The sequence below is a fragment of the Gramella sp. AN32 genome, from assembly GCF_023718305.1.
Taxonomy (GTDB): Bacteria; Bacteroidota; Bacteroidia; order Flavobacteriales; family Flavobacteriaceae; genus Christiangramia; species Christiangramia antarctica.
In genome coordinates, this window is sequence record NZ_QEYO01000022.1 from 22,563 (window position 1) to 45,406 (window position 22,844).

The 22,844-nt window shown below is 38.5% G+C and carries 24 protein-coding genes; 11 read left to right on the plus strand and 13 right to left on the minus strand.

All coding sequences use genetic code 11. The features are described from left to right. The 7 genes from ccoS to DHD80_RS17735 all read right to left on the minus strand — a co-directional run bounded on the left by ccoS (position 1) and on the right by DHD80_RS17735 (position 6,631). Positions 1-192 carry a cbb3-type cytochrome oxidase assembly protein CcoS gene (ccoS, locus tag DHD80_RS17705; RefSeq protein ID WP_251742799.1) on the minus strand — a complete coding sequence of 64 codons (192 nt, stop codon included), beginning with the start codon at positions 190-192 and terminating at the stop codon, positions 1-3. A 78-nt stretch (positions 193-270) separates the two neighbouring features. After that, complete coding sequence (locus DHD80_RS17710; RefSeq protein ID WP_251742800.1) at positions 271-2,676, minus strand: heavy metal translocating P-type ATPase metal-binding domain-containing protein; 2,406 nt, start codon at positions 2,674-2,676, stop codon at positions 271-273. A 274-nt stretch (positions 2,677-2,950) separates the two neighbouring features. Continuing rightward, complete coding sequence (locus DHD80_RS17715) at positions 2,951-3,133, minus strand: hypothetical protein (protein WP_251742801.1); 183 nt, start codon at positions 3,131-3,133, stop codon at positions 2,951-2,953. Positions 3,134-3,159: 26 nt separating this feature from the next. Further along, the gene (locus DHD80_RS17720) at positions 3,160-3,927 is read right to left on the minus strand and encodes a universal stress protein (protein ID WP_251742802.1); all 768 of its coding nucleotides are present in this window, start codon (positions 3,925-3,927) and stop codon (positions 3,160-3,162) included. A 90-nt stretch (positions 3,928-4,017) separates the two neighbouring features. Next, complete coding sequence (locus DHD80_RS17725) at positions 4,018-5,061, minus strand: response regulator (protein WP_251742803.1); 1,044 nt, start codon at positions 5,059-5,061, stop codon at positions 4,018-4,020. Positions 5,062-5,087: 26 nt separating this feature from the next. Beyond that, on the minus strand, positions 5,088-6,338 hold the full coding sequence (locus tag DHD80_RS17730) for a PAS domain-containing sensor histidine kinase (RefSeq protein ID WP_251742804.1): 1,251 nt from the start codon (positions 6,336-6,338) through the stop codon (positions 5,088-5,090). Positions 6,339-6,406: 68 nt separating this feature from the next. Then, positions 6,407-6,631, minus strand: a complete 225-nt coding sequence (locus DHD80_RS17735) for a hypothetical protein (protein WP_251742805.1) — start codon at positions 6,629-6,631, stop codon at positions 6,407-6,409. A 142-nt stretch (positions 6,632-6,773) separates the two neighbouring features. On the opposite strand from DHD80_RS17735, the gene DHD80_RS17740 reads away from it, so the two are divergent. Then, positions 6,774-7,607, plus strand: coding sequence for a universal stress protein (locus tag DHD80_RS17740; RefSeq protein ID WP_251742806.1), 834 nt, complete (start codon positions 6,774-6,776; stop codon positions 7,605-7,607). Between the two features lie 91 nt (positions 7,608-7,698). Here the strand turns inward: DHD80_RS17740 and hemN are convergent, their stop codons facing one another. Then, complete coding sequence (gene hemN, locus DHD80_RS17745; RefSeq protein ID WP_251742807.1) at positions 7,699-9,063, minus strand: oxygen-independent coproporphyrinogen III oxidase; 1,365 nt, start codon at positions 9,061-9,063, stop codon at positions 7,699-7,701. 315 nt (positions 9,064-9,378) lie between these two features. Between hemN and DHD80_RS17750 the strand changes: the two genes are divergently transcribed. From DHD80_RS17750 to DHD80_RS17795, 10 genes are all read left to right on the plus strand, one after another. After that, on the plus strand, positions 9,379-9,879 hold the full coding sequence (locus DHD80_RS17750) for a cytochrome c (RefSeq protein WP_251742808.1): 501 nt from the start codon (positions 9,379-9,381) through the stop codon (positions 9,877-9,879). Positions 9,880-9,902: 23 nt separating this feature from the next. Continuing rightward, complete coding sequence (locus DHD80_RS17755; RefSeq protein ID WP_251742809.1) at positions 9,903-10,481, plus strand: fasciclin domain-containing protein; 579 nt, start codon at positions 9,903-9,905, stop codon at positions 10,479-10,481. A 22-nt stretch (positions 10,482-10,503) separates the two neighbouring features. Next, entirely contained in the window at positions 10,504-12,468 is a 1,965-nt protein-coding gene (nosZ, locus tag DHD80_RS17760; RefSeq protein WP_251742810.1) for a Sec-dependent nitrous-oxide reductase, read from the plus strand. A 115-nt stretch (positions 12,469-12,583) separates the two neighbouring features. Next, the gene (locus DHD80_RS17765) at positions 12,584-13,207 is read left to right on the plus strand and encodes a hypothetical protein (protein ID WP_251742811.1); all 624 of its coding nucleotides are present in this window, start codon (positions 12,584-12,586) and stop codon (positions 13,205-13,207) included. After that, complete coding sequence (locus DHD80_RS17770; RefSeq protein ID WP_251742812.1) at positions 13,204-13,659, plus strand: nitrous oxide reductase accessory protein NosL; 456 nt, start codon at positions 13,204-13,206, stop codon at positions 13,657-13,659. The genes DHD80_RS17765 and DHD80_RS17770 overlap by 4 nt, the downstream gene beginning before the upstream one ends. Positions 13,660-13,762: 103 nt before the next feature. Continuing rightward, complete coding sequence (locus DHD80_RS17775; RefSeq protein WP_251742813.1) at positions 13,763-14,233, plus strand: pyridoxamine 5'-phosphate oxidase family protein; 471 nt, start codon at positions 13,763-13,765, stop codon at positions 14,231-14,233. Positions 14,234-14,291: 58 nt separating this feature from the next. Next, entirely contained in the window at positions 14,292-14,585 is a 294-nt protein-coding gene (locus DHD80_RS17780; protein WP_251742814.1) for a hypothetical protein, read from the plus strand. Between the two features lie 133 nt (positions 14,586-14,718). After that, positions 14,719-15,969, plus strand: a complete 1,251-nt coding sequence (locus DHD80_RS17785) for a nitrous oxide reductase family maturation protein NosD (protein WP_251742815.1) — start codon at positions 14,719-14,721, stop codon at positions 15,967-15,969. Further along, a complete protein-coding gene (locus DHD80_RS17790) occupies positions 15,956-16,666 on the plus strand; it encodes an ABC transporter ATP-binding protein (protein ID WP_251742816.1) in 711 nt (236 codons plus the stop codon). Before DHD80_RS17785 ends, DHD80_RS17790 begins: the two co-directional genes overlap by 14 nt. Next, positions 16,659-17,441 (plus strand): ABC transporter permease, encoded by a 783-nt coding sequence (locus tag DHD80_RS17795; RefSeq protein WP_251742817.1) that lies wholly within the window; start codon positions 16,659-16,661, stop codon positions 17,439-17,441. The genes DHD80_RS17790 and DHD80_RS17795 overlap by 8 nt, the downstream gene beginning before the upstream one ends. A gap of 401 nt (positions 17,442-17,842) precedes the next feature. Here DHD80_RS17795 and recN read toward each other — a convergent pair whose 3' ends face one another. From recN to bamD, 5 genes are read right to left on the minus strand one after another with little or no spacing between them, the layout of a single operon-like run. Next, on the minus strand, positions 17,843-19,495 hold the full coding sequence (recN, locus tag DHD80_RS17800) for a DNA repair protein RecN (protein ID WP_251742818.1): 1,653 nt from the start codon (positions 19,493-19,495) through the stop codon (positions 17,843-17,845). Between the two features lie 57 nt (positions 19,496-19,552). Beyond that, entirely contained in the window at positions 19,553-20,440 is an 888-nt protein-coding gene (locus tag DHD80_RS17805) for a DUF4835 family protein (RefSeq protein WP_251742819.1), read from the minus strand. After that, complete coding sequence (gene coaBC / locus DHD80_RS17810) at positions 20,433-21,641, minus strand: bifunctional phosphopantothenoylcysteine decarboxylase/phosphopantothenate--cysteine ligase CoaBC (RefSeq protein ID WP_251742820.1); 1,209 nt, start codon at positions 21,639-21,641, stop codon at positions 20,433-20,435. Before coaBC ends, DHD80_RS17805 begins: the two co-directional genes overlap by 8 nt. Positions 21,642-21,649: 8 nt before the next feature. Then, complete coding sequence (locus tag DHD80_RS17815) at positions 21,650-21,976, minus strand: DNA-directed RNA polymerase subunit omega (RefSeq protein ID WP_251742857.1); 327 nt, start codon at positions 21,974-21,976, stop codon at positions 21,650-21,652. Between the two features lie 11 nt (positions 21,977-21,987). After that, positions 21,988-22,797, minus strand: coding sequence for an outer membrane protein assembly factor BamD (bamD, locus tag DHD80_RS17820; protein WP_251742821.1), 810 nt, complete (start codon positions 22,795-22,797; stop codon positions 21,988-21,990). Positions 22,798-22,844: the final 47 nt, after the last annotated feature.

Here is a 22,844-nt window from a genome sequence, read left to right on the forward strand (position 1 = left end):
TCAGTGAGATTTCTCTTTAGAATCAGATTTTTCTTTTGAATCGGGTTTTACAAGTTCATCATCAAACAGCATTCTTACCGAAGGTGTGTACATATCATCATATTGGCCCTTTTTTACTGAAATTATAAAAGCGATAAAAAAGATGATCGCTACAACAACACTAATAGCCAGTAACATGTAGATAATGCTCATTTTCTTTTAAATATGGGTGTAAAAATATTCCGAGAGCCTCTGCTAAAAAATGACAATTATCAGGTTTGGGAGCTTCTTTTAATTTTTGAGTTTTTTTGAGAGTAATTGTGTGGCAAATGTGGTAAAGAGCACAATGCTAATAGAACTTAAAGGCATAAGGATCGCTGCCACTACAGGCATTAGATTTCCCGAAACGGCAAAAGCAAGTCCTATTACATTATAGCATAGGGATAATAGAAAACTGAGTTTAATAATTTTAATGGCCCCTCGTGAAAGATCAAAAAACTTTCCAAGATCCTTAAATCTTTTGGCGTCCAGAATACCATCACAGGCAGGGGAAAAAACATTGATATCTTCAGAAATTACAATGCCTACATCACTTTGTGCCAGGGCTCCGGCATCATTCAAGCCATCACCAACCATCATTACTTTATGCTTCTGCTTTTGCAGATCTTTAATAAACTGAAGCTTGTTCCCCGGTTTTTGATTAAAATACATTTTTGTCCCTTCGGGAATTATTCGACTTAACCTTGATCGTTCCCCGTCATTGTCACCTGAAAGTATGATCAATTGCTTATCTTTTGAAAGTTCCCGGAATAATTCAGAAAGCCCCTCCCTATAAGAATTATGAAAACTGAAACATCCTTTATACTGGTTATTGGAACTAATATGTACTGAGGTTTTTTCAGCTTTTTTATCTGATTGAATTTCCTGAACTAAATTTTCAGATTGATTTACAAAGGTTGCAGACCCAATCATGAGTTTAAGTTCCTTATAGGCGGTTTCTAACCCAAGCCCGGTACGCTCGGTAAAATGATCGGGAGTTGAAATATTGTTTTTATCAAGAATATTATAAAGCGACCTGCTTAACGGATGGTTAGAGGCGCGAAGGCTCCCGCCTAACAATTGCTTCTCATTTTCGTTAAGCTCCACACCTTCATATTCAATACGGCTTCGATCATTTGCGGTAATGGTCCCGGTTTTATCGAAAACTACCGTATCTATGTGAGCGGTTTGTTCTATAATATTGACATTCTTTAGATAAAGTTGATTTTTACCAAATATCCGTAGCATGTTTCCCAGGGTAAACGGTGCCGCGAGGGCAATTGCACAGGGGCACGCGATGATAAGAACAGCGGTAAACACATTCCCGGCCCTCGAAGGATCATAGAACATCCAGAATATTGCGGAAAGGATTGCGATACTTAAAACAGCATACGTAAAACGTCTACTTATTTGATTGGTAAGCGTCTGAAAAACCGAGTTTTTATCTTTACTAAAAACCTCATCACTCCACAATTGGGTGAGGTAACTTTGCTTTACAGGTTTTAAAGCCTCGATTTCAATAATCCCACCCTGCTGTCTCCCCCCGGCGAAAAGCTTATCACCACTAATTTTAGAAACAGGTTCTGCTTCCCCGGTAACAAAACTGTAATCGATGCTGGCATTTCCTTTAATAAGGATGGCATCCATCGGAATTAATTCTTCATTCCTAATGATGATCCTCTCCCCTTTTTGGATCTTATATACCTGGATTTGTTCTTCCCTGGGCTTTCCTTCTTCGGGAAAAATTCGGGTTACAGCTATGGGAAAATAGGATTTATAATCCCTTTCAAACGAAAGGAACGAATAGGTTTTCTGCTGAAAAAATTTACCCAGTAACAGGAAAAAAATGAGCCCGCTAAGGCTGTCAAAAAATCCTGTGCCCAGATCCAGGACAATTTCCGCAGTACTTCTTAAAAAAAGTACAGTTATTCCCAGCGCAATAGGCACATCGATATTTAGGATTCCGGAACGCAGCCCTTTATAGGCAGAAATGAAATAATCTTTACCCGAATAAAATACCACGGGCAGCGAAAAACTGAACATTAGCCAGCGGAATACATGTTTGAATTGCTCCAGCCAGAATTCATTGATCTCGAAATATTCAGGAAAAGAAAGGAACATGATATTGCCAAACGCGAATCCGGCCACCCCGAGTTTGTAAATAAGGCTCCGGTCTTCATGAACTTCTTTTTCCTCATAGTTATCCAGGGAAATATTTGGCTCATAACCAATCCGTGCTAATAGCAGCACCAGGTTCTTTAGGTTTATTTCTTCCGAAGAAAAACTTAATCTGATCTTTTTTTTCGGAAAATCTACCTGGGAACTTTTTATTCCTTTATGAATTTTATGAAGGTTTTCAAGGATCCAAATACAGGAACTACAATGGATAGAAGGAATGGTAAAAGATACAATTTGAGTATTCCCATGATCAAACTCGAGCAGTTTCCCTAAGATCTCGGTATTTTCTAAATAATCATATTTCCCTTCATTAATCTTAGGTGAAATCCCGGGTGCTTTCTCCAGGTCGTAATAATAAGAAAGATCATTACTATCTAATATTTCAAAAACGGTTTTACAACCTGTACAGCAAAAGGTCTTTTCTTTATATTGTATGATCTCGTCCAGACAATCTTCGCCGCAATGATAGCAATGTTCCATTTCTTATAATAAATGTTCAGGTTGCAAAACTGGAAAATTGATGGGTCTGGAAATATGACGGTAGTCAGGGAATGCTTTTTTTCTAAACTAGCAAGTTTTTCGATACTTCAGAAATTTTGAAAATTTTCTAAATCTTGATTTTATTATTACTTGTTCGTAAAGTGTCCTAAAGGAATAAAAGACGTCATCCCGAGCGAAGCGGGATCACATACTAGTAAGACCTTAAACTATGATGTTTTATGATTCTGAATAAAATTACGATCATTGTTAAGTCCTAACTCCATTTCTTGATGTGATTTCTCCTACCGTCGAAATGACCTAAAAACATCAACCAGCTATCTTCTTCGCTGCTTGAAGTCCCCGAATTGGAACCTAATGCTATCCCGAAGAACCACGAATCATTTTGAAAGTACAGGTGAAGAAAACGAACGTCGATCAGGTTAAAATGACTAATCATCTTATTTTTCTGAATTACGAAGGGGACTAGCCATGGTATACAAAGATGGGGATCTCTATGTTCATATGGGCAGTAAAGCCATATTCGGTATGGAGCAGCCGGTCGCAGATACTAAGGTTTTTCCCGATTATGAAAATAATATCAAATTGCTTCTGGATGTCCCGAAACAAGGCTTTGGTAAATAAGACAGGGGTTTTAGAAGGCTTGTTATCACTTGTTAAATTTGGATATTCCACCGCGCCATTCTTTATTTCTAAAAGGGTGAAATCTGAAGAATTTAAGTAATTCAAATTATCAAGTACCCGCTCCTTTTCCTCCGTAGACAAGATCGCGTGATCTATAGGAAAAATTACTTTTTGAAGATTTTTATAAGTACACCCGCCGGGAACCGCGATAATATTGCATTTTATCTTTCTTACCACATCATAAGCATGGTCACCTAAAATTGGGTGCGAACGCGTATCCTGGCTTACAGCTCCAATAAATATCAGGTCTATTTTTTTCTCTACCAGCGTATTCCTCACAGCCCTGATAAGACTTTCAGAAGAAAGTATCGTACGGAATATATGCTGTTTATTGCCTGTGTAGTCACGAAGTGTTTTTACGGCCGTTTGAAGTTCATCTAATGTAGCTACCAATTCATTTTCAAGAAGATTGCTGGCTGATTTATGAAAATTGAAATTATGGATATTTAGTAAATAGAAATTTACTGCATTTTCCTGAAGAAAATCAATTGCATATTTTCCTGCATTCACAGAAGTTTCTGAAAAATCGGTCAGAATTAAAACATTCATGGATTATCACTTAATACAGCGAAATTAGATGAAGTCTCCAACCCAAAAAATGATCAATATCAGTTCTGCCTAATTAATCGAACTTCAATGTTACTTAATTTGCTTCAATGCTTGAGAATCGAGCAATTTTATATTACGCCCTTCAATTTCTATAAGTCCCTCTTTTTTAAAATCTGACAATGTTCTTATAAGACTTTCAGGTGCCATTCCGGCCACGCCCGCAAGATCTGCCCGTGATATCCTTATGCTTTTTAACGGATGCTTTTTGATCCTTTCCGCAAATAACAAGATGGTATTGGCTGTTTTCTTTCTTACCGATCCATAAGCCATATCCATTAACTGCTGTTTCAATTCTGAAAGGTTATTATCAAGGACCTCTACCAGCTGCATGGTGATCTTCGGGTTTCCGTTAAGGATCTTATGAAATTCTTCCCTGGAAACCGCAAATAACTGGGTGTCTTCCAATGCGGTAGCATAATCTTCATAAGCCGATTGCGGATCATGGGCGTGATTGCCAAAAAAATCATCCTCCTTATATAGCTCGGTAATAAGTTCCTTGCCCTGGTTATCTATTCTATGAACCTTTACCACGCCCCTTTTTATGAGATAAAAATAATTGGCGTGCTTATCTTTTTCATAAATCGTATCCCCCTTTTTAAAAAGCTGAAGCTCCTGTTTGCCAAATATCGCTCTAAGATCTTCGAGGTCTTTTAACTTTTCTTCTTCTGGTAAGGAAGGTTCTTCTTTTTTATAGGAATTAAGAATTGCCACCCGGGCCAGCCTGCTTTCAATGGCACTTAATAACTCGTCTTCTTCAAAAGGTTTGGTTAAATAATCATCGGCTCCAAGATCCATTCCTTTACGAATGTCCTTATGTTCAGTCTTTGCTGAAAGAAAAATAAAAGGGATATTAAGGGTCTCCGGATTTTTACTCAAGGCTTCCAAAACACCATAGCCGTCAACTTCAGGCATCATGATATCGCAAACAATGATATCAGGAACCTCCTGTTTGGCCTTTTCTATGCCCAATTTACCGTTAGAAGCGGTGAGCACCTCATAATTGGAAAGTTCAAGTAATTCTGCAGTATTCTCTCTTACTGTTACATCATCTTCAATGAGCAATAATTTCTTCATAAGGCTGCTTAAAATACGTTTTCTATTTATGATTTCTTTGTAGGGATCCTTATCTTAAAGGTGGTTCCTTTATTTTCTATACTTTCAAATTCAATCGTTCCGCCAAGATTTTCAAGGTGTGTTTTCGCGATATTTAATCCAATGCCGGTTCCCTGATCCAGCAAGGCATTTTCTGCCCTAAAATATCTTTCGAAAATATGTTTCTGATCATTTTCAGGAATTCCCCTTCCCTGGTCCCGTACTTCAAATGCCATAAAATCTTCTTCAAAATCAATCTCGAAATTGATCAAGGTATTTTCAGGAGAATATTTTATGGCATTCCCAAGTAAATTGGAAAGGATCAATTCAAGGATCTTTTCATCCATATAAAGCTCAACGTCCTCAATATCCCTAGGGTAAGATATTTCCTGACCATCTTTAAGGGTGATATTCGCGTTATAAATAACTTCATTTATTAGCCGCTTCAAACTGAAATTTGAAAATTTATACTGTCCTTTTCCACTATCAAGACGTTCTATAGAAAGGAAATCATTTAAAATATTGTTCAGGTAATGAACCTTGTTCCTTATGGTTATAAGGTGTTTTTCCCTTTTCTCCTGCTGCGCTTCTTTAGTATATTTTTCAGCCAAGGTCGCTGAAGTTAATATACCGCTTAAAGGGGTTTTAAATTCATGGGAAACAAGGGATAAAAACTTTGTTTTTAGGTCGCTGAGCTCTTTCTCTTTCTGCAGCGCATCTTTTATTTTCTTCTCTGCTTCTTTTCTCTTTTTTATTTCCTCTTCAAGGTCCAGGTTGAGGTTCTGTAATTTTTCCACACTCTCCTGCAACTCCTGCGTCCTTACCTCTATCTTACCTTCCAGCTGGGTATTGAGTTCTTTGATTTGCCTTTGGGTCTCTTTCCTAACGCTAATATCTATCACCAGGGACATCACGTAATCCTCCCCATTCATCTGAAACGGATTTAAACCTGCCTCGACTGGAAATAGTATACCGTCCTTTTTAACGCCATAAAGGTCCCGGCCATGACCCATTTGCCTTTTTTCACTGGTATCGAGAAAGTTATTGAAATGACGGTGGTGACGGTGGTGGTAATCCTTTGGAATGAGAATATCCAGGTGCTTATTTACGAGTTGTCCCTGTTGGTAACCAAACATTTCTTCGGCTGCAGCATTCGCCATTACAATGATCTGTTTGGAATTTACCACGATAATCCCTTCAGAAGCCGCCTGAAATAATAGGTTAAAAACATCTTTATTATCAAGAAAAGTGTCCTGCAAACTTAGTTTTTGTTTATAATCAATAAAGGTAAAATCTTTTTTACAAACTGCCTTATTATAACAGGATTTTACTCTTCAGAACCAATTGAATGATCCTCATAAAAATCATTAAAGGTTTTAGTTGTGGTGTAATTATCGGTAAGAATTTTATAGACCGTAAAAATCAGAAGTAGCTGCCCAATACACATAAGATAAAACAGAAAACCAAATGGAAATCCAAGTGCTGATAAAACAGTTAACAGTACCAAAATCAAGGTTGTTAATGCCAGAAGAATAAAACCTAAGCTTTTCATTTTTACTTTTAAAATACTGTTTTTCAAATAGATTACCTCATAAATAATCGCCAAATAAAACTTTCTGAAAATTAATATTTCTGACTCTAGTCATGTTTTTTGACCTAAAGAATAGATAAATTTGATTATAAATATCTATATCATGAAAACTATTCTTGTTCCCGTAGATTTTTCAAACCATTCGGAATATGCCCTGGAAGTTGCTGCCAGCATTGCAAAAAAACAGAATGCTGAAATCGTGGTAGTTCATATGATGGGTTTACCGGACTCTTTTCTAACCAAGAATGAGAAGCAGGAAGTGTTTAATGCCATCTATTTTATGAAACTTACCCAACAGCGCTTTGAAAAATTCCTGAAAAAGGATTATCTGGAAGGGATAGACGTACTCCAGGCGGTGAAAACCCACAAAGTTTTTTCCGAAATAAACGAGGTTGCAAGTGAATATGGAGCTGATCTTATTGTAATGGGATCACACGGGACCACTGGAGTAGAAGAAGTTTTTTTGGGCTCGAATACTGAAAAAGTAATTCGCACAGCAGATATTCCGGTATTGGTTATTAAAAAAAGAACTAAAAATTTTAATATTACTAAAGCAGTTTTTGTGACCGATTTCAGCCTGGAAACGCTCCATCCCTATAAAAGTGCAAGAAATTTCTTTCGCCTTTTTAATATTCAACCACAGATACTGTTCATCAATATCCCCGAAAAATTCATGAGTACTCAGGAAATGACAATGAAAGCCAGCAATTTCCTCATCGATATAGGAATGGGTGATAAAAAAATTAAAGATAATATTGTTTTCTATACAGATTATACTGCTGAAAATGGAATATTAAATTATTGTAAGGAAGCTCAAATTGATGCCATTGCAATTCCCACTCATGGACGAAAAGGTTTTAATCATTTCTTTTACGGAAGCATGGGAGAAGATATCGCGAACCACGCGCATATTCCTGTGGTAACTTTTAAAATCTAAACCGACTATTTCAAATCAAAAGAAACTTTATTCCCCTTTCCCAGTGAACCTGAGATGGGAAGTATAGACTATCAAATTAATGGTAGCCTGGCTAAATTGTCATGGAGAATAATTGAGTTTCAGGCTTATTTCTCTGTAAGCGCATGTCAAAAGCCATGCATATATTTCGCACGAAAGGTCTTCCTTTTTCAGTAATCTTAAGAAAATTAGTGTTTATTTCCACAAGGCCGTCATTCTGCATTTCTTTTAAACTGATGAGAACATCCGGTAAATTCTTGAAAAATTGATTGCCGGTGTACCAGGAAGTTTTCAAACTGCACATTAGGTTGAGGATATGTTTTCGAATGACAAGATCTTCTTCATTTAAAATATGGCCGCGATATACCGGCAAAATTTCATTTTGGATTAAATTCTGATATTCTTCCACATTCTTCACATTCTGGGCAAAACCATACCAGCTATCACTGATGGCCGAAACACCCAACCCAATCATGGCTTGAGTTTTTGAAGCGGTGTAGCCCATGAAATTACGATGTAATGTCCTGTCTTCAAGGGCTTCGTAAAGGCTATCTGTTTTAAGGGCGAAATGGTCCATCCCAATTTCCACATAACCGGCCTCCAACAACATTTTTTTTCCAGTTTCATATTGCACGTGTTTTTCATCAGCGGTGGGAAGATCTCCCTCTTTAAAGCCCCGCTGGCCATTCCCTTTGATCCAGGGCACATGGGCATAACTGTAAAAAGCAATACGATCTGGCATCAATTCTTTGGTACGCTCAATAGTATGCATAATATGCTCTTTGGTTTGAAATGGTAAGCCGAAAATAATATCGTGCCCCACAGAAGTGAATCCATTTTCCCGGGCGCCTTCGGTAACATTTTTCACATTCTCAAAAGGCTGTACACGATGTATAGCTTTCTGTACTTTTTCGTTATAATCCTGAACCCCATAGCTCACCCTGGTAAATCCAAATGAAGAAAAGAGGCGTAAGTGTTCCAAACTGGTATTATTGGGATGGCCTTCGAAACTTAATTCCGCGTTTTCAGCTTTAATGGCATTTTTAAAAATACCATTAAGCAATAATTTTAAATTTTCAGCGGAAAAAAATGTGGGTGTACCTCCTCCTAAATGGAGCTCCTTTATTACAGGTTTTTCTTCAAAAAGCCTACAATATATTTCCCATTCCTTTAGAACAGAATTAAGGTAGGGAACCTCCACTGAATGGTTTTTAGTGATACGCTTATTACAACCGCAAAAAGTACACAAACTCTCACAAAAAGGCAGGTGAATATAAATACTGATCCCTTCGGAATGATTGCTTTCCTTAAAACTTCTTTGCAGGCTGCTTTTCCATTCATCCCCAGTAAATCTGGCTTCGTCCCAGTAAGGCACGGTAGGATAACTGGTATAGCGCGGCCCGGCCACATTATATTTAGAAATTAAATTTTGTTCCATCCTTAATGACTTTTTGAACATCAAAAATAAAGGCTTGAATAAGTTCAAAATATGATGCCGGTCAGTTTAATTGAATTTTCAATTAAGACCGTCAGGGAATTATATGAAACCAGGCCCACGCCTCCCCTTTTTAAAATTTAAATACTTTCTATAAAAAATAAGAGGTTCAATAAATTCCCTGATTTGTATGAAGTGTTTTAGAAATATAAAAATTCTACCTATTCAAAAAGGACAATTTTATCCGCAATATGATTATCGTCATATTTTGTCCGCTTGTTTACTTCTAATTTTGAGTCATAACTAATCTTTATTACTATGAAATATATATTTAAAAGTCTCTTTTTCCTCGGATTGGCTCTATTGGTGAGTTGTGGCGGGAAAGAAGACAAAAAGGAAAAAGAAGAAATCCAATTGGGCAATTACCAAAAAAATGAGGTAAAAGAGCCAGACGCCAGTCCTCCCCAAGCCAGCCTTATTGATATGTCCAATAAAGGTATTGGCCCTGTTAAGAATTTGGAACTTCCTGAAAATATAGACCAGGGAATGGTAACCAAAGGAAAAGCAATTTTTGATTCCAAATGCCTTGCCTGTCATAAACCCCATAAAAAATTTATTGGTCCAGCTCCAGCCGGTGTTTTGGATAGAAGATCTCCGGAGTGGGTGATGAATATGATGTTAAATCCCAATGAAATGATCCTTAAAGATCCTATAGCCCAACAATTGCTCATTGAGCATAACGGTTCGCCCATGGCCAACCAAAATTTAAGCGAGGAAGAAGCACGCCAAATTTTGGAATACTTCAGGACACTAAAATAATGTTCAACTAAACGTAACCAATTATGAAAACTACATTCCAAACATTATTTCTTCTGGCCGCGATCATAATCGTTGCCGGTTGTCGGGAAACTCGGGAAAACAATGTGGATGACGATGTTTCAAATTCTGAAGTATCTCCTTCCAATTCCTCAGATAGGCAGGGCCAGGCTTTTATTAAAGATGATGAAGCCAAGCCTACGGCGTTGGACATAGCCATTAACAGCGAAGATCATACTACCCTGGTAGCCGCTGTAAAAGCCGCCCAATTGGAAAACGTATTGGTAAATCCCGGCCCGCTCACGGTATTTGCACCCACAAACGCCGCTTTTAACGAACTTCCCGAGGGTACAGTAGAAGATTTGCTCAAGCCTGAAAACAAACAGAAACTCGCATTTATCCTTAAGCACCATGTAACCCCGGGCAATTATGATAAAGAATTCCTGAAAAAGTTTAAAAAACTGGGCCAGGCCAGTGACCAAAGTATTCCTGTGGAAGTAAAAGACGATGAAGTATACGTGGGCGGTGCAAAAATACTGGCAAGTGTGCCCGCGGGAAATGGGATTGTACACGTAGTAGATAAAGTAATCCTACCCGAAAATTAAAAATCAACCAAACTTTAATATCATGAAAAAATCAATAAAAATTATAGCATCGCTGCTGCTGGCAACTGGTTTGTTTAGTTGTAACAACAGCGAACAAAAAAATGAAGGCAATCGAGGGGCTTTGGCTTCCAACGCAGCTGAGAAAGTCTATGTGGCACCCGGCGAACATGATGAATTTTACGCCTTTCTTTCGGGCGGGTACAGCGGTAACCTTACGGTATATGGCTTGCCTTCGGGAAGGATGTTCAAAGAAATCCCTGTTTTTTCACAATTTCCAACCAGTGGATATGGCTATTCTGAAGAAACAAAACCCATGCTCAATACTTCCCACGGGTTTATCCCCTGGGATGACCTCCACCATCCGGATATTTCCCAAACCAATGGGAAACTGGATGGAAGATGGATTTTTGTAAACGGGAACAATACCCCACGAATTGCAAAAATTGACCTTAAAACTTTTGAAACCACCGAAATTATTGAAGTGCCAAATTCAGCGGGAAACCATAGTTCCTCCTTTGTCACCGAAAATACCGAATATGTAGTGGCGGGAACAAGGTTCTCTGTACCCATCCCACAGGAAGACATTGCAATTAAGGAATACAAAGGAAAATTTAAAGGCAGTTTATCTTTTATAAGTGTAGATCCTGAAGAAGGGCATATGGAGATTAAATTCCAGTTAATAATGCCAGGTTTCGATTATGACCTCTCCCACCCCGGCCGCGGAAAATCCCATGGGTGGTTCTTTTTTACTACTTATAATACCGAAGAGGCCAATAGTCTTTTGGAAGTAAACGCTTCCCAAAATGACAAGGACTTTATTGCCGCGGTAAACTGGAAAAAGATTGAAGAATATGTGAACAACGGCGGTGGAAAAAAAATGCCTGCCAACTATGCGCACAATATATATGACGATAAAACCCATACCGCGACTTCTACCATGAAAAAAGAAGTGCTCGTGGTAGATCCACTCGAAGTTCCGGGAGCGGTATTTTTCCTTCCAACCCCAAAATCACCTCATGGTGTAGATGTGAACCCCAGCGGGGATTATATTATTGGGAATGGAAAACTTTCCGCCGACCTCACCGTACATTCTTTTGATAAAATGATCGATGCGATTGAAAATAAAAAGTATGATGGTGAAGCCTACGGAATACCCATTCTAAATTTTGAGGATATTCTCGCCGGCACGGTGAAACAAGCCGGTTTAGGGCCATTACACACAGAATTTGATGATAATGGAAATGGGTACACCACCTTCTTTATTTCTTCGGAACTGGTAAAATGGAATGTAGAAACCCGCGAAGTAATAGACCGTCAACCCAACTATTATTCTGTAGGCCATGTGATGATCCCTGGTGGAAACTCAAGGGAACCTTTTGGAAAATATGCCATTGCCCTGAACAAGATCACCAAAGACCGTTATTTACCCACCGGACCGGAATTGGAACACTCGGCACAGCTATTTGACATTTCAGGAGAAAAGATGGAGCTTTTACTGGATTTCCCTACCCACGGTGAACCTCACTATGCCGCCGGGATCCCCGCGGAAATTATCAAAGAAAACTCCCAAAAGATCTATAAGCTGGCAGAGAACGAGAATGAGTACGCGACCCTTTCCCCTGCTGACGCCAGGGTAGAGCGCGATGGCAACAAAGTACATATTTACATGACCACGATCCGTAGCCACTTTACCCCAGATAATATCGAAGGGATTAAAGTAGGTGATAAAGTCTATTTCCACGTGACCAACCACGAGCAGGATTTTGATGTACCACACGGTTTCGCCATGATTGGCGCTAACAATGCGGAACTGCTTATTATGCCCGGGCAGACCAAAACCTTGCTCTGGGAACCCAAACAAGTGGGGGTATGGCCATTTTACTGTACAGATTTCTGTTCGGCATTGCACCAGGAAATGCAGGGATATATAAGGGTATCCCCACAAAGCTCCAATATTGAGCTTAGCTGGTCGCTGGGTGAAGATTGATTTTAGTTAGTTGAAAGACATATTTCTGTTATGCAGAAGTGTCTATTAAGAGACGGGAGTTGGTTTGTCTCTCCCGTCTTTTCTATACCTACACCAATATTAAATTATTGTAACCATGAAAAAAGCTGGATTAATAATGATCATTGGTTCTTTACTGTTATTGGGCCTCTTTAAATTTCCCCTTTGGAATATTATGCTGGGAGCCCCCCAGTACCCCGATCCTATGGGAATGAATATTTACATCACCGGAATCCAGGGTGTACAGGAATTTGATATTCAAAATATCGACGGGCTCAACCATTATATCGGGATGCAGAAAATCCCAAAACCTGAAGCCATGTGGGAATTTGAAGTTTTTCCACTTGTAATTGGCGGCATGGCTGCACTAGGGGTTCTTTTAGGAATTTTAGGTTTCTTCGGAAAATTAAATTACTGGTGGTTCCTTAGCTGGGTACTATTGATGACACTGCTTGGTATTATGGGAATGTACGATTTTAATGCCTGGCTCACCGATTATGGCACCAATCTGGATCCCAAGGCGATCATGAAAATGACCAATCTCGATGGTTCGCCCATGACCTATAAACCGCCATTGTTTGGCCACCAGAAAATGCTGAATTTTGATGTGGATTCTTATCCGGCTTTAGGCGCCTATCTTATGTTTGCGGGAATGCTGCTTACCCTATTGGCATTTTTTGTTGGAAAAAACGAATGGATAAAAAAATACAAATACTTATGAAAGCCCTGATTTTTTCCGCAATTATCACGCTACTTTTTATTTCGTGTGAAGTAAGCCCGCAGCCCATAAATTATGGAAAGGAAGCCTGTGAATATTGTAAAATGACCGTTGTTGATAAACATCATGCAAGCCAACTGGTAAATACAAAGGGTAAGGCTTATAATTTTGACGCGATAGAATGCATGATAAATTATTCTGAAGAAAATAAAGAAACAGTTTATCAACTCTATATGATCAATGATTTTAAAAAACCGGGCACCCTAATAAACGCTAAAACCGCTACCTATTTAATCAGTCCTGAAATATCAAGCCCCATGGGGGCAAACCTATCAGCTTTTAAAAGCTTGAAAACTGCTGAAAATGCTCAAAAGGAATTTCAGGGAGCACTATTTTCCTGGGAGAGCCTTTTAAACTATATGTTGGTCACGGAAATTAACAGTGGAATTAATTAAGCTTTTCTGTAATACCATGACTAGCGTTTGCAATCGTGGCTTGGAGATAGGGCTTGATGGCAATTAATAATTTAAGGTTTGTAAATCGTAAATAATTAAAATTATGGAAGCAAAAAAAAATTCATCCATCATAAAAGATCTGGCACATAAGGAATGTATGGATCTTCTTAGTAGCAATTATATTGGTCATTTGGCATTTATTTCAGGGCAAAACCCTTATACGGTCCCCATTACCTATTACTATGATCAGGCTGCAAAAAGCATTATTAGTTATTCAGACGAAGGACATAAAATAGAAGCTCTCAGACAAAACCCCACGGTTTCATTAGGTGTGTATAAAATAAAATCGATAGAAAATTGGAATTCAGTATTGGTACATGGCACCTTTCAGGAGCTTCATGCTAGTACGGCCAAACAAGCCCTGCACCAGTTCACTGAAGGGGTCAGAAAAGTGATTGGGCACAAAGCCCGCAACTTTATTGAAAATTTTTCAAGTAAAAATTACTCAGGGGGGATGGCTATAGTTTATAAAATCAACATTCTAAGCATCCAAGGAAAACACAGAGGCCACTAATTGGTCCAACGCTTCAAAAGAAACTATACTATTCAAGCATTTTTAAAACACATCGGGCATGTACAAAGTTGAAAACCTCATTAAGGATCAATCATTCAATAAACTAAAAGTTGAAAAAATTAAAACTAGCGAAGCTTTAGATATTTTATCCATCAGTCTGGAAAAAGGTATGGTTTTTCCCGAACACAATGCCCCCAGGGACGCTCACTTAATCATGTTGGAAGGAAAAATACGCTTTCATATCATGCACGAAGTATATACCTTATCCAGATACCAGCATTTTAATTTCGAAAAAGATCAACCGCATTGGGTAGAGGCTATTGAAAATTCCAAGTTTTTGATCGTCCGGTAACTTTATCGTTTCATAGACCTCACAGGTCTTTGAGACCTGTGAGGTCTTAAAAATCCTTCCAATTTATAAAGTATCAAAACCTGTCGGTCGTCATAGGTTGAAAATATAGCAGCTTGTAATTTCGTCCTGTATAATGAAAAACCTGTTTTACATAGCATTTATTTTTCTGCAGCTTTCGCTTTCGCCATCCTTCGCACAAAACCTGGAGGTATGCGCCTCCTGTGAATTTACTTCCATCACAGGAGCCGTAGAAATAGCAAAGGATTTTGATACTATTTTGGTAAAAAAAGGCACTTATAAGGAATATAATATCGGGATCACCAAACCCATAACTATTATTGCCGAGGGCAATCCAGTGATAGACGGAGAAAATAAAGGGGAGATCATCACCATCCAGGCTGATAATGTGACTATAGATGGGCTACACATTATAAACGTAGGAACTAGCTATACCACAGATTTTGCCGCGGTACGCGTGGTTAAAAGTGAAAATTTCCTGCTTCAGAATTTAACACTGGAGCGGCTCTTCTTCGGGATTTATTTGGAAAAAGCCAATAACGGCAAAATCCTAAACAATACAATAATTGGGGATGCGGTGGAAGAATTCAGTTCTGGAAATGGGATTCAGCTTTGGCACTGCAAGAATGTGGAAGTTCGGGGAAATAAAGTTAAAAAAGTAAGGGACGGGATATATTTAGAATTTTCAGATGAAATCACTATCAGCAATAATATTAGTTCAAACAACCTCCGCTATGGCCTGCATTTTATGTTTTCAAACCATGACACCTATGTAAACAACCTTTTTGAAAACAATGGTGCGGGCGTGGCAGTGATGTTTTCTAAGTTCATTAAAATGGAAGGCAATACTTTCAGAAAAAACTGGGGAACTGCTTCTTTTGGCTTGTTGCTGAAGGAAATAAACGATTCTGAAATAATTAATAACGTCTTTGAAGAAAATACCGTGGGCATCAATGTTGAAGGTTCCAATCGGGTAAATTATTTCCACAACGATTTTAAAAATAATGGTTGGGCGCTAAAAGTGCGCGGGGCCTGTTATAATAACATTTTTAAGGAGAACAATTTTCTCTATAATTCCTTTGATGTTTCATACAATAGCAGGCTCAACGATAATAAATTTGAAGGCAATTACTGGAGCAACTATACCGGTTACGATTTAAACCGAAATGGGATTGGTGATGTACCCTACCGGCCGGTGAAACTATTTTCATATATCGTGAACCGCACCCCGGAAACCATCATTTTATTACGCAGTCTATTTATCGATATTATTGATTTTTCTGAAAAGGTCTCCCCCATTTTCACACCAGATAATCTTGTAGACAAAAATCCAATGCTAAAACCTATACACCATGGTACAAATTGAATATTTACATAAAAAATTCGGCACCAATCACGTGCTAAGCGGCATTGACCTGGAAATCGAACAAGGTGGAATATTTGCCGTTTTAGGACCCAATGGTTCAGGAAAAACAACTTTAATAAAAAGCATTTTAGGGATGGTTATCCCTGATTCCGGAAATATCAAAATATCGGGGGAAATAGTTAGGAACCAGTGGAAATATCGTAATGAAATCAATTACCTGCCGCAAATTGCCAATTTTCCGGGGAATTTAAAGGTAAAGGAACTCATTAATATGATTAAGGACCTGCGCGCAGGAAAAAAAGCTGAAGACCAGCATTTAATCGAGCTCTTCCGTTTAGCGCCTTTTATGAACAAGAAATTAAGCAACCTTTCCGGCGGCACCAAACAAAAAGTGAATTTGGTGCTTACATTTATGTTCGATAGTCCGTTGATTATCCTGGACGAACCTACATCGGGATTAGATCCCATCTCTTACCTCCGCTTAAAAGAGCTCATAAAAGCTGAAAAAGTCAAAGAAAAAACCATCCTTATCACTTCCCATATTATGGGTTTTGTGGAAGAAATCGCTGATGAGATTGTATTTCTCCTGGAAGGGAAAATTTATTTTAAAGGCAGTATTCGTGAGTTAAAGGCCAAAACCGAACAGCCCGACTTTGAACATGCCATTGCCTCCATTTTAACTACAAGTGATGTTTAAAATATTAAAATACAGTTTTTTTGACCTGGTGCGTAGCCGCTGGAGCTACGTATATTTTCTCTTTTACCTGTTATTGGGGATCGTACTCTTGTTTCTAAACAACGACCTTTCCAAAGCCGTAATAACATTAATGAATGTGATCATTATCCTGGTACCATTAATCGGGACTATTTTTGGGGTTATGTATTATTATAATTCCCGGGAATTTACCGAACTCTTGCTCGCCCAACCGGTAAAACGGAGTTCCATCTTTTTAGGGCAGTATTTTGGGGTGGCCTTTTCACTGGCTATGAGTTTGGTAATTGGCCTGGGGCTGCCCTTTGTTTTCTACGGAATTTTTAACAGCAGCGCGATTTGGGACTTTTCGTTATTATTGATTACCGGGGCACTCCTTACTTTTATTTTTACCGCGCTGGCATTTGTGATTGCTTTGGCCAATGAAAACAAGATCAAAGGTTTTGGTTATGCAATTTTGCTATGGCTCTTTATGGCGGTGATCTATGACGGACTGTTCCTTATGTCCTTGATTTATTTTGAAGATTACCCCCTGGATAAATTTTCCCTCGCCGCCACTATGTTAAACCCCGTGGACCTTTCGCGGGTACTCATTTTATTGAAACTGGATATTTCGGCACTTTTGGGATATACCGGCGCTGTTTTTCAAAAGTTCTTTGGTACAAACCTTGGCTTGATACTTTCTACTGGCATGTTGGTACTGTGGGTATTGATCCCGACCGGAATAATTTACAGGATGGCCAAACGCAAGGACTTTTAAAATTGAGGGCATTTTTCCTGTCTTCGGCCTTCAACTTTAAAACCTTGAACCTTGAATCTTGAACTCTAGAAAATCATTTGCGAGCGAAGCGAAGCAATCTCTACTTTTCCTTCAATCATGGGACTGCTTCAGTCGCTATGCTCCTTCGCAGTGACCGTATCTTCTTACTTTGAACTTTTCTACTTCCAACAACCAGCCTCCAGTCTCCAGTCTCCAACTTTCAACTTTCAACCTAGAATTTTGAATCTTGAACTTTAAACTCTGCAAAGTCATTGCGAGCAAAGTGAAGCAATCTCCACTTTTCCTTGAATCATGAGACTGCTTCAGTCGCTATGCTCCTTCGCAGTGACGGTATCTTTTTACTTTGAAATTTTCACTTTTAGCTTTTAGCTTTTAGCTAATTAATTCAACAAAGCCTTCGCATGTGCACGAGCCGATTCACTTTTAGCATTTCCACCAAGCATTAAAGCCAGCTCCTCAATTCTTGCATCTTCATGAAGTTCCACGATCTTAGTTTGCGTAGCCACATCACTATCTTCCTTGAAAATTTTGAAGTGAGTGGCGCCTTTTCCGGCAATCTGCGGTAGATGCGTAATGGCAATAACCTGCATACTGGCACCCATTTTTTGCAATATTTCGCCCATTTTTTGCGCAATTTCGCCACTTACCCCGGTATCGATCTCATCAAAAATAATGGTAGGCAAGTTGCTTTGAGCGGCCAGGATACTTTTTACCGCCAGCATGATCCTGGAAAGTTCCCCGCCAGATGCCGCCTTTTTAATTTCTTTAAAACTTCCGCCTTTGTTCGCGGCAAGCAACCATTCGAGTTTATCTTTTCCATTGCTAAGAAATTCTTTTTCTGAATTTAAAACAATATCCAGCCTGGCATTCGGCATTCCAAGATCTTTAAGGATTAATTCCGTTTGCTCTATAAAAGTGGGAATGATTTTTTTTCTGTTTTCATGCAAAAGTTTTGAAACATCTTCCAAAACTAAAACCTGTTTCGTAATCTCTTTTTCCGCTTCTTTTAGTTCCGCTTCAGCATTTTCGGTCACTGAAATTTTTTGCTGAAGTTCATTCAGAATAATAAGAAGTTCTTCTACATTTTCAGCATTATGTTTTTTCTGAAGGTTATAAAGAACTTTTAATCTTTGATTGATGAATTCCAATTCTTCAGGATTGGCTTCCACTTTTTCCAGAGCCATAGTCAGTTCATCTTCAAGATCACCCAACTCAATAATAACGCTTTCCAGACGCGCATTTAAATTTTCATAATTTGAAGAGAATTTGACCAGTCGCTGTAAGTGTACTTTCGTATTTTTCAGGCTTTCTAAACTCCCAATTTCTTCCTGCTGTAATAAATTTATAGCCTCACTAAGATTCTCAGTAAGTTCTTCTACATTGTTCAAAGCCTCAAAACGTTCCTCCAAATCCTCCTGCATTCCTGGAGTTAATTTTGCATCTTCCAGTTCCTTCAGTAAAAATAAATTATAATCATATTCCCTTGCCGCGTTGGCCTGTTGATCCTTCAAAATATCCAACCTCTTCAACAGGTTACGATAAGTTTTTAATTCATTTTTGTATTCCAGGATAACCGACTCGTTTTTTGCGATCGTATCAATCACATTAAACTGATAATCGATATTTCCTAAACTTAGGGTTTCATGCTGACTATGGATATCAATCAAAGAGCTTCCCAATTTTTGCAATGCTGAAATCTTGACCGGAGTATCATTGATAAAAGCCCGGGATTTTCCTGATGGCAATATTTCCCGACGAATGATACTCTGGTTTTCATAATCCAGATTTTCCTTCCCAAAAAAGGATTGCAGGTTATAATTAGAAATTTGAAAGCTGCCCTCGATCACACATTTTTTACTGGTATCACGAATGGAACTAAAGTCGGCACGATCTCCTAACAAAAGTCCTAAAGCGCCAAGCATAATAGATTTTCCCGCTCCGGTCTCCCCGGTAATAATGGTAAACCCATTAGAAAGACCAATATTGATGTCTTCAATTAAAGCGTAATTCTTAATAGTAAGGGAAGTAAGCAAATGCTAAAAAATTTGCCCTAAATATAAGGGAGAAAAAATTCGTAATCAACCAAAAATCTACTGAATAGCCCGCCAATTTTTAGAATACCGTGGCGCAATATTATTCAGCGTCTCAATAAGTTCATTTTTATTGATGGGGGGCCCCGATGAATAAATTTGCCCAACCTCATCAGCTTTAGCATCAAAAAACACCCTCAACAATAAACTATTGTTCCTGCGACGGTTCATGACCTCCAGTTTTTCCATAGTTTCAGCAATCGCTGTTTTGCCGGCTACGATATCTTCATGCATCACATCCAGACCTAGACGATGATAATCATATAACGCTTCACGATATTCAGCATAGGTGTTGGCCAGAAGATCTGTATTTAAGCGATATCGGGATCGCTGTCCATCAGAACCTTTCCAACCCTGACTATTTCCCTGCTGCGCGGTGGTAACGATCCTGTTTGCTTCTTCAAAATAGGGTGTACCGCCCATGGGTGAAAAGGTATCGGCATCCATTCCCAAAATCGTATAGATATAAAAAGAAATTACCGAGACGAGGTTATTGGTATATGTATTCTGACTATAATTTAACGGCTGATATTCCCGGTAACTAAATGCTAACTGCTCATCGCTGAAGTTGAAAACCGGAGTGATCAAAGAGGTTCCATAAACAGGTCTGGAAGATTGAATCTGGATGGAACCATTGAAATTCTCACCTTCAAATTTTGAAATAGTGATAAACATGCTGCATTGTATGCGCTCGTGATCTTTCACCGGTGTACCTGTCCAGCTGGTTTGGTTTACAAATTCGTTAAGTGCCCGCTGCAGGGTTTTAAAAACCGAAAGATTGGCCTGCCCGGTTTGTTCAGCGTTGAGAATAATCTCACAATTGATTTGTTGCGCTGTAGAAACCTGGATACAAAATGCAAACAATAAAACGCTAAGTATTTTACGCATTTAGCAAAGGAATTAATTCATTTATAATATCGGCGGCAACTTCAGTTTTAGATTTTAGATCAAATTCTTTAATGGAACCTGGATAAATAATGGAGATCTTATTCGTATCCTTTTTAAATCCTGCACCTTTATCCTTCAGGGAATTTAATACAATAAAATCAAGGTTTTTAGCTTCTAATTTTTTTCGTGCGTTCTCTACCCCATTTTCGGTTTCAAGGGCAAAGCCAATCACTATCTGATCTTTTTTTCTTTTACCCAAAGTAGCCAAAATATCCGGATTCTTAACCAGTTCAATCGTTAGATGAGTATCAGCTTTTTTAATTTTTTCTGAAGCAACTGAAGCAGGACGATAATCGGCTACCGCTGCTGCAGCAATAAATACATCAACCTCATCGAAATAATTTTCAGCTTCCCGCAACATTTCCTGAGCTGTATTTACCTGAATAATTTTCAGGTTTTCATGTTCCAGTGCCATAGAAGTAGGACCTGAAATTAGAACTACTTCAGCCCCTAATTGAAGTGCAGTTTTAGCAATTTCATAACCCATTTTTCCACTGGAATGATTCCCAATAAAACGAACAGGATCAATGGCCTCGTATGTGGGACCTGCGGTAATCAGGAATTTCTTATGCTTTAGAGGAAGTTTAGCGAAAAGATCATCTTCGATAAACTTTACTATTTCTTCCGGCTCTGCCATTCTACCTTCTCCATGCAATCCACTGGCCAGTTCACCTGTTCCCGCGGGTATTATTATATTTCCGTAGGATTTAAGGGTAGCAAAACTGTTTTTTGTGGATGGATGCTGAAACATATCCAGATCCATCGCCGGAGCAAAATATACGGGACATTTTGCCGAAAGATAGGTCGCCAATAATAAATTATCGCTGGTACCCGCTGCCATTTTGGAAAGTGTATTGGCCGTCGCGGGGGCTATTAACATAAAATCGGCCCAAAGGCCGAATTCTACGTGGTTGTTCCAGGTCGCATTCTCATCTTCTTCATTAGTAAAAGAAGAATACACTTCATTTTTAGAAAGTGTTGAAAGCGTAAGTGGTGTTATAAAATCTTTTGCCGCAGGTGTCATAATTACCTTGACCTCTGCGCCAGATTTTATAAAAAGACGTACCAGACCAGCAGTTTTATATGCAGCAATACCGGCGGTAATGCCCAATAAAACTTTTTTGCCTTTTAGTACAGACATATTATTTTCTAATCTTCAGAATCTATGGTGTTGCGATAATAGATCTTATCCTCCAGCCATTCCTGAGTAGCCAGAGCTTGTGGCTTGGGTAATCTCTCGTAAAATTTTGAAACTTCGATTTGCTCTTTATTTTCAAATATCTCATCTAAAGAATCGTTGTAAGTAGCAAATTCATCAAGCTTTTCTAATAATTCTTTTTTTATTTCAGAATTAATTTGAGTCGCTCTTTTTGAAATAATTGAAATCGCCTCGTAAATATTCCCGGTGGGTTCATCAATTTCGTTCTTGTTGATCGTAGTGGTGTTAACCGGTGCATCAATTTTTTTAAAATCCATCATACCTAGTATTAAAAATTCTGTAACCTTGTGTCTATATCTGCAGAATAATCTGCGGTTTGGGCTGAATATTCTCCTTCCGGATAATATTTGTTATATGTACTGTATAATTCCTTTGCTTCGTTCAATCGTGTTTCCATTAAATACGGAACGCTATTGATGGCAAGCAAATAAGCTGATTCTGCACGATAATAATAAGCTGCCTCTCTAAAGGGCGAGCCGGGATAATCTGCCAGGAAATTATTAAATGCAGCAATTGCCGCTTTATAATATTCCGTATGGTGATATTGCTTGGCAATCTCGTAGGCTTTTTTCTCCAGTTTTATACGGAGTTCTGTCGCCATGGTATTGGCCAGTTCCGCATTTTCACCTTCAGGATAGGTATTCAAATAAGTTTGCAATTCTTCAATTGCCTTGTCGGTATCCGTTTGATCCAAATTGAATCTTGGAGAACGGTAATAGTAACTGGCGGCTTCTTTAAACTTGGCTTCTTCAGCCTTATCACTATCAGGATATAATTGGTTAAATCTTTCAAACTCAAAAGGAGAAAGAAAATAATCGCCTAATAGAAAATAGGTATCAGCAAGCAGGAATACCACTCTCTGTCCCTGCGGTTTTCCACGAAATTCAGGTATTATCTGCTCAAATAACCTAAGTGCTTTACGCAGTTTAGATTTGTCTTCTTCAGCTTTTCCTTCCGTATAAAGCTTTTCGGCCATTTGATATTTGACCGCAGAATCTTTACTTTTAAGTACATCCTGATATTCGCCGCAAGACAGCATCATCAGGGCCACACTCAAAATTAAAATACCTTTTTTCATGATTCGTAAAAACATCTGGCAAAAATACATTTTTTGTTACTATAAAA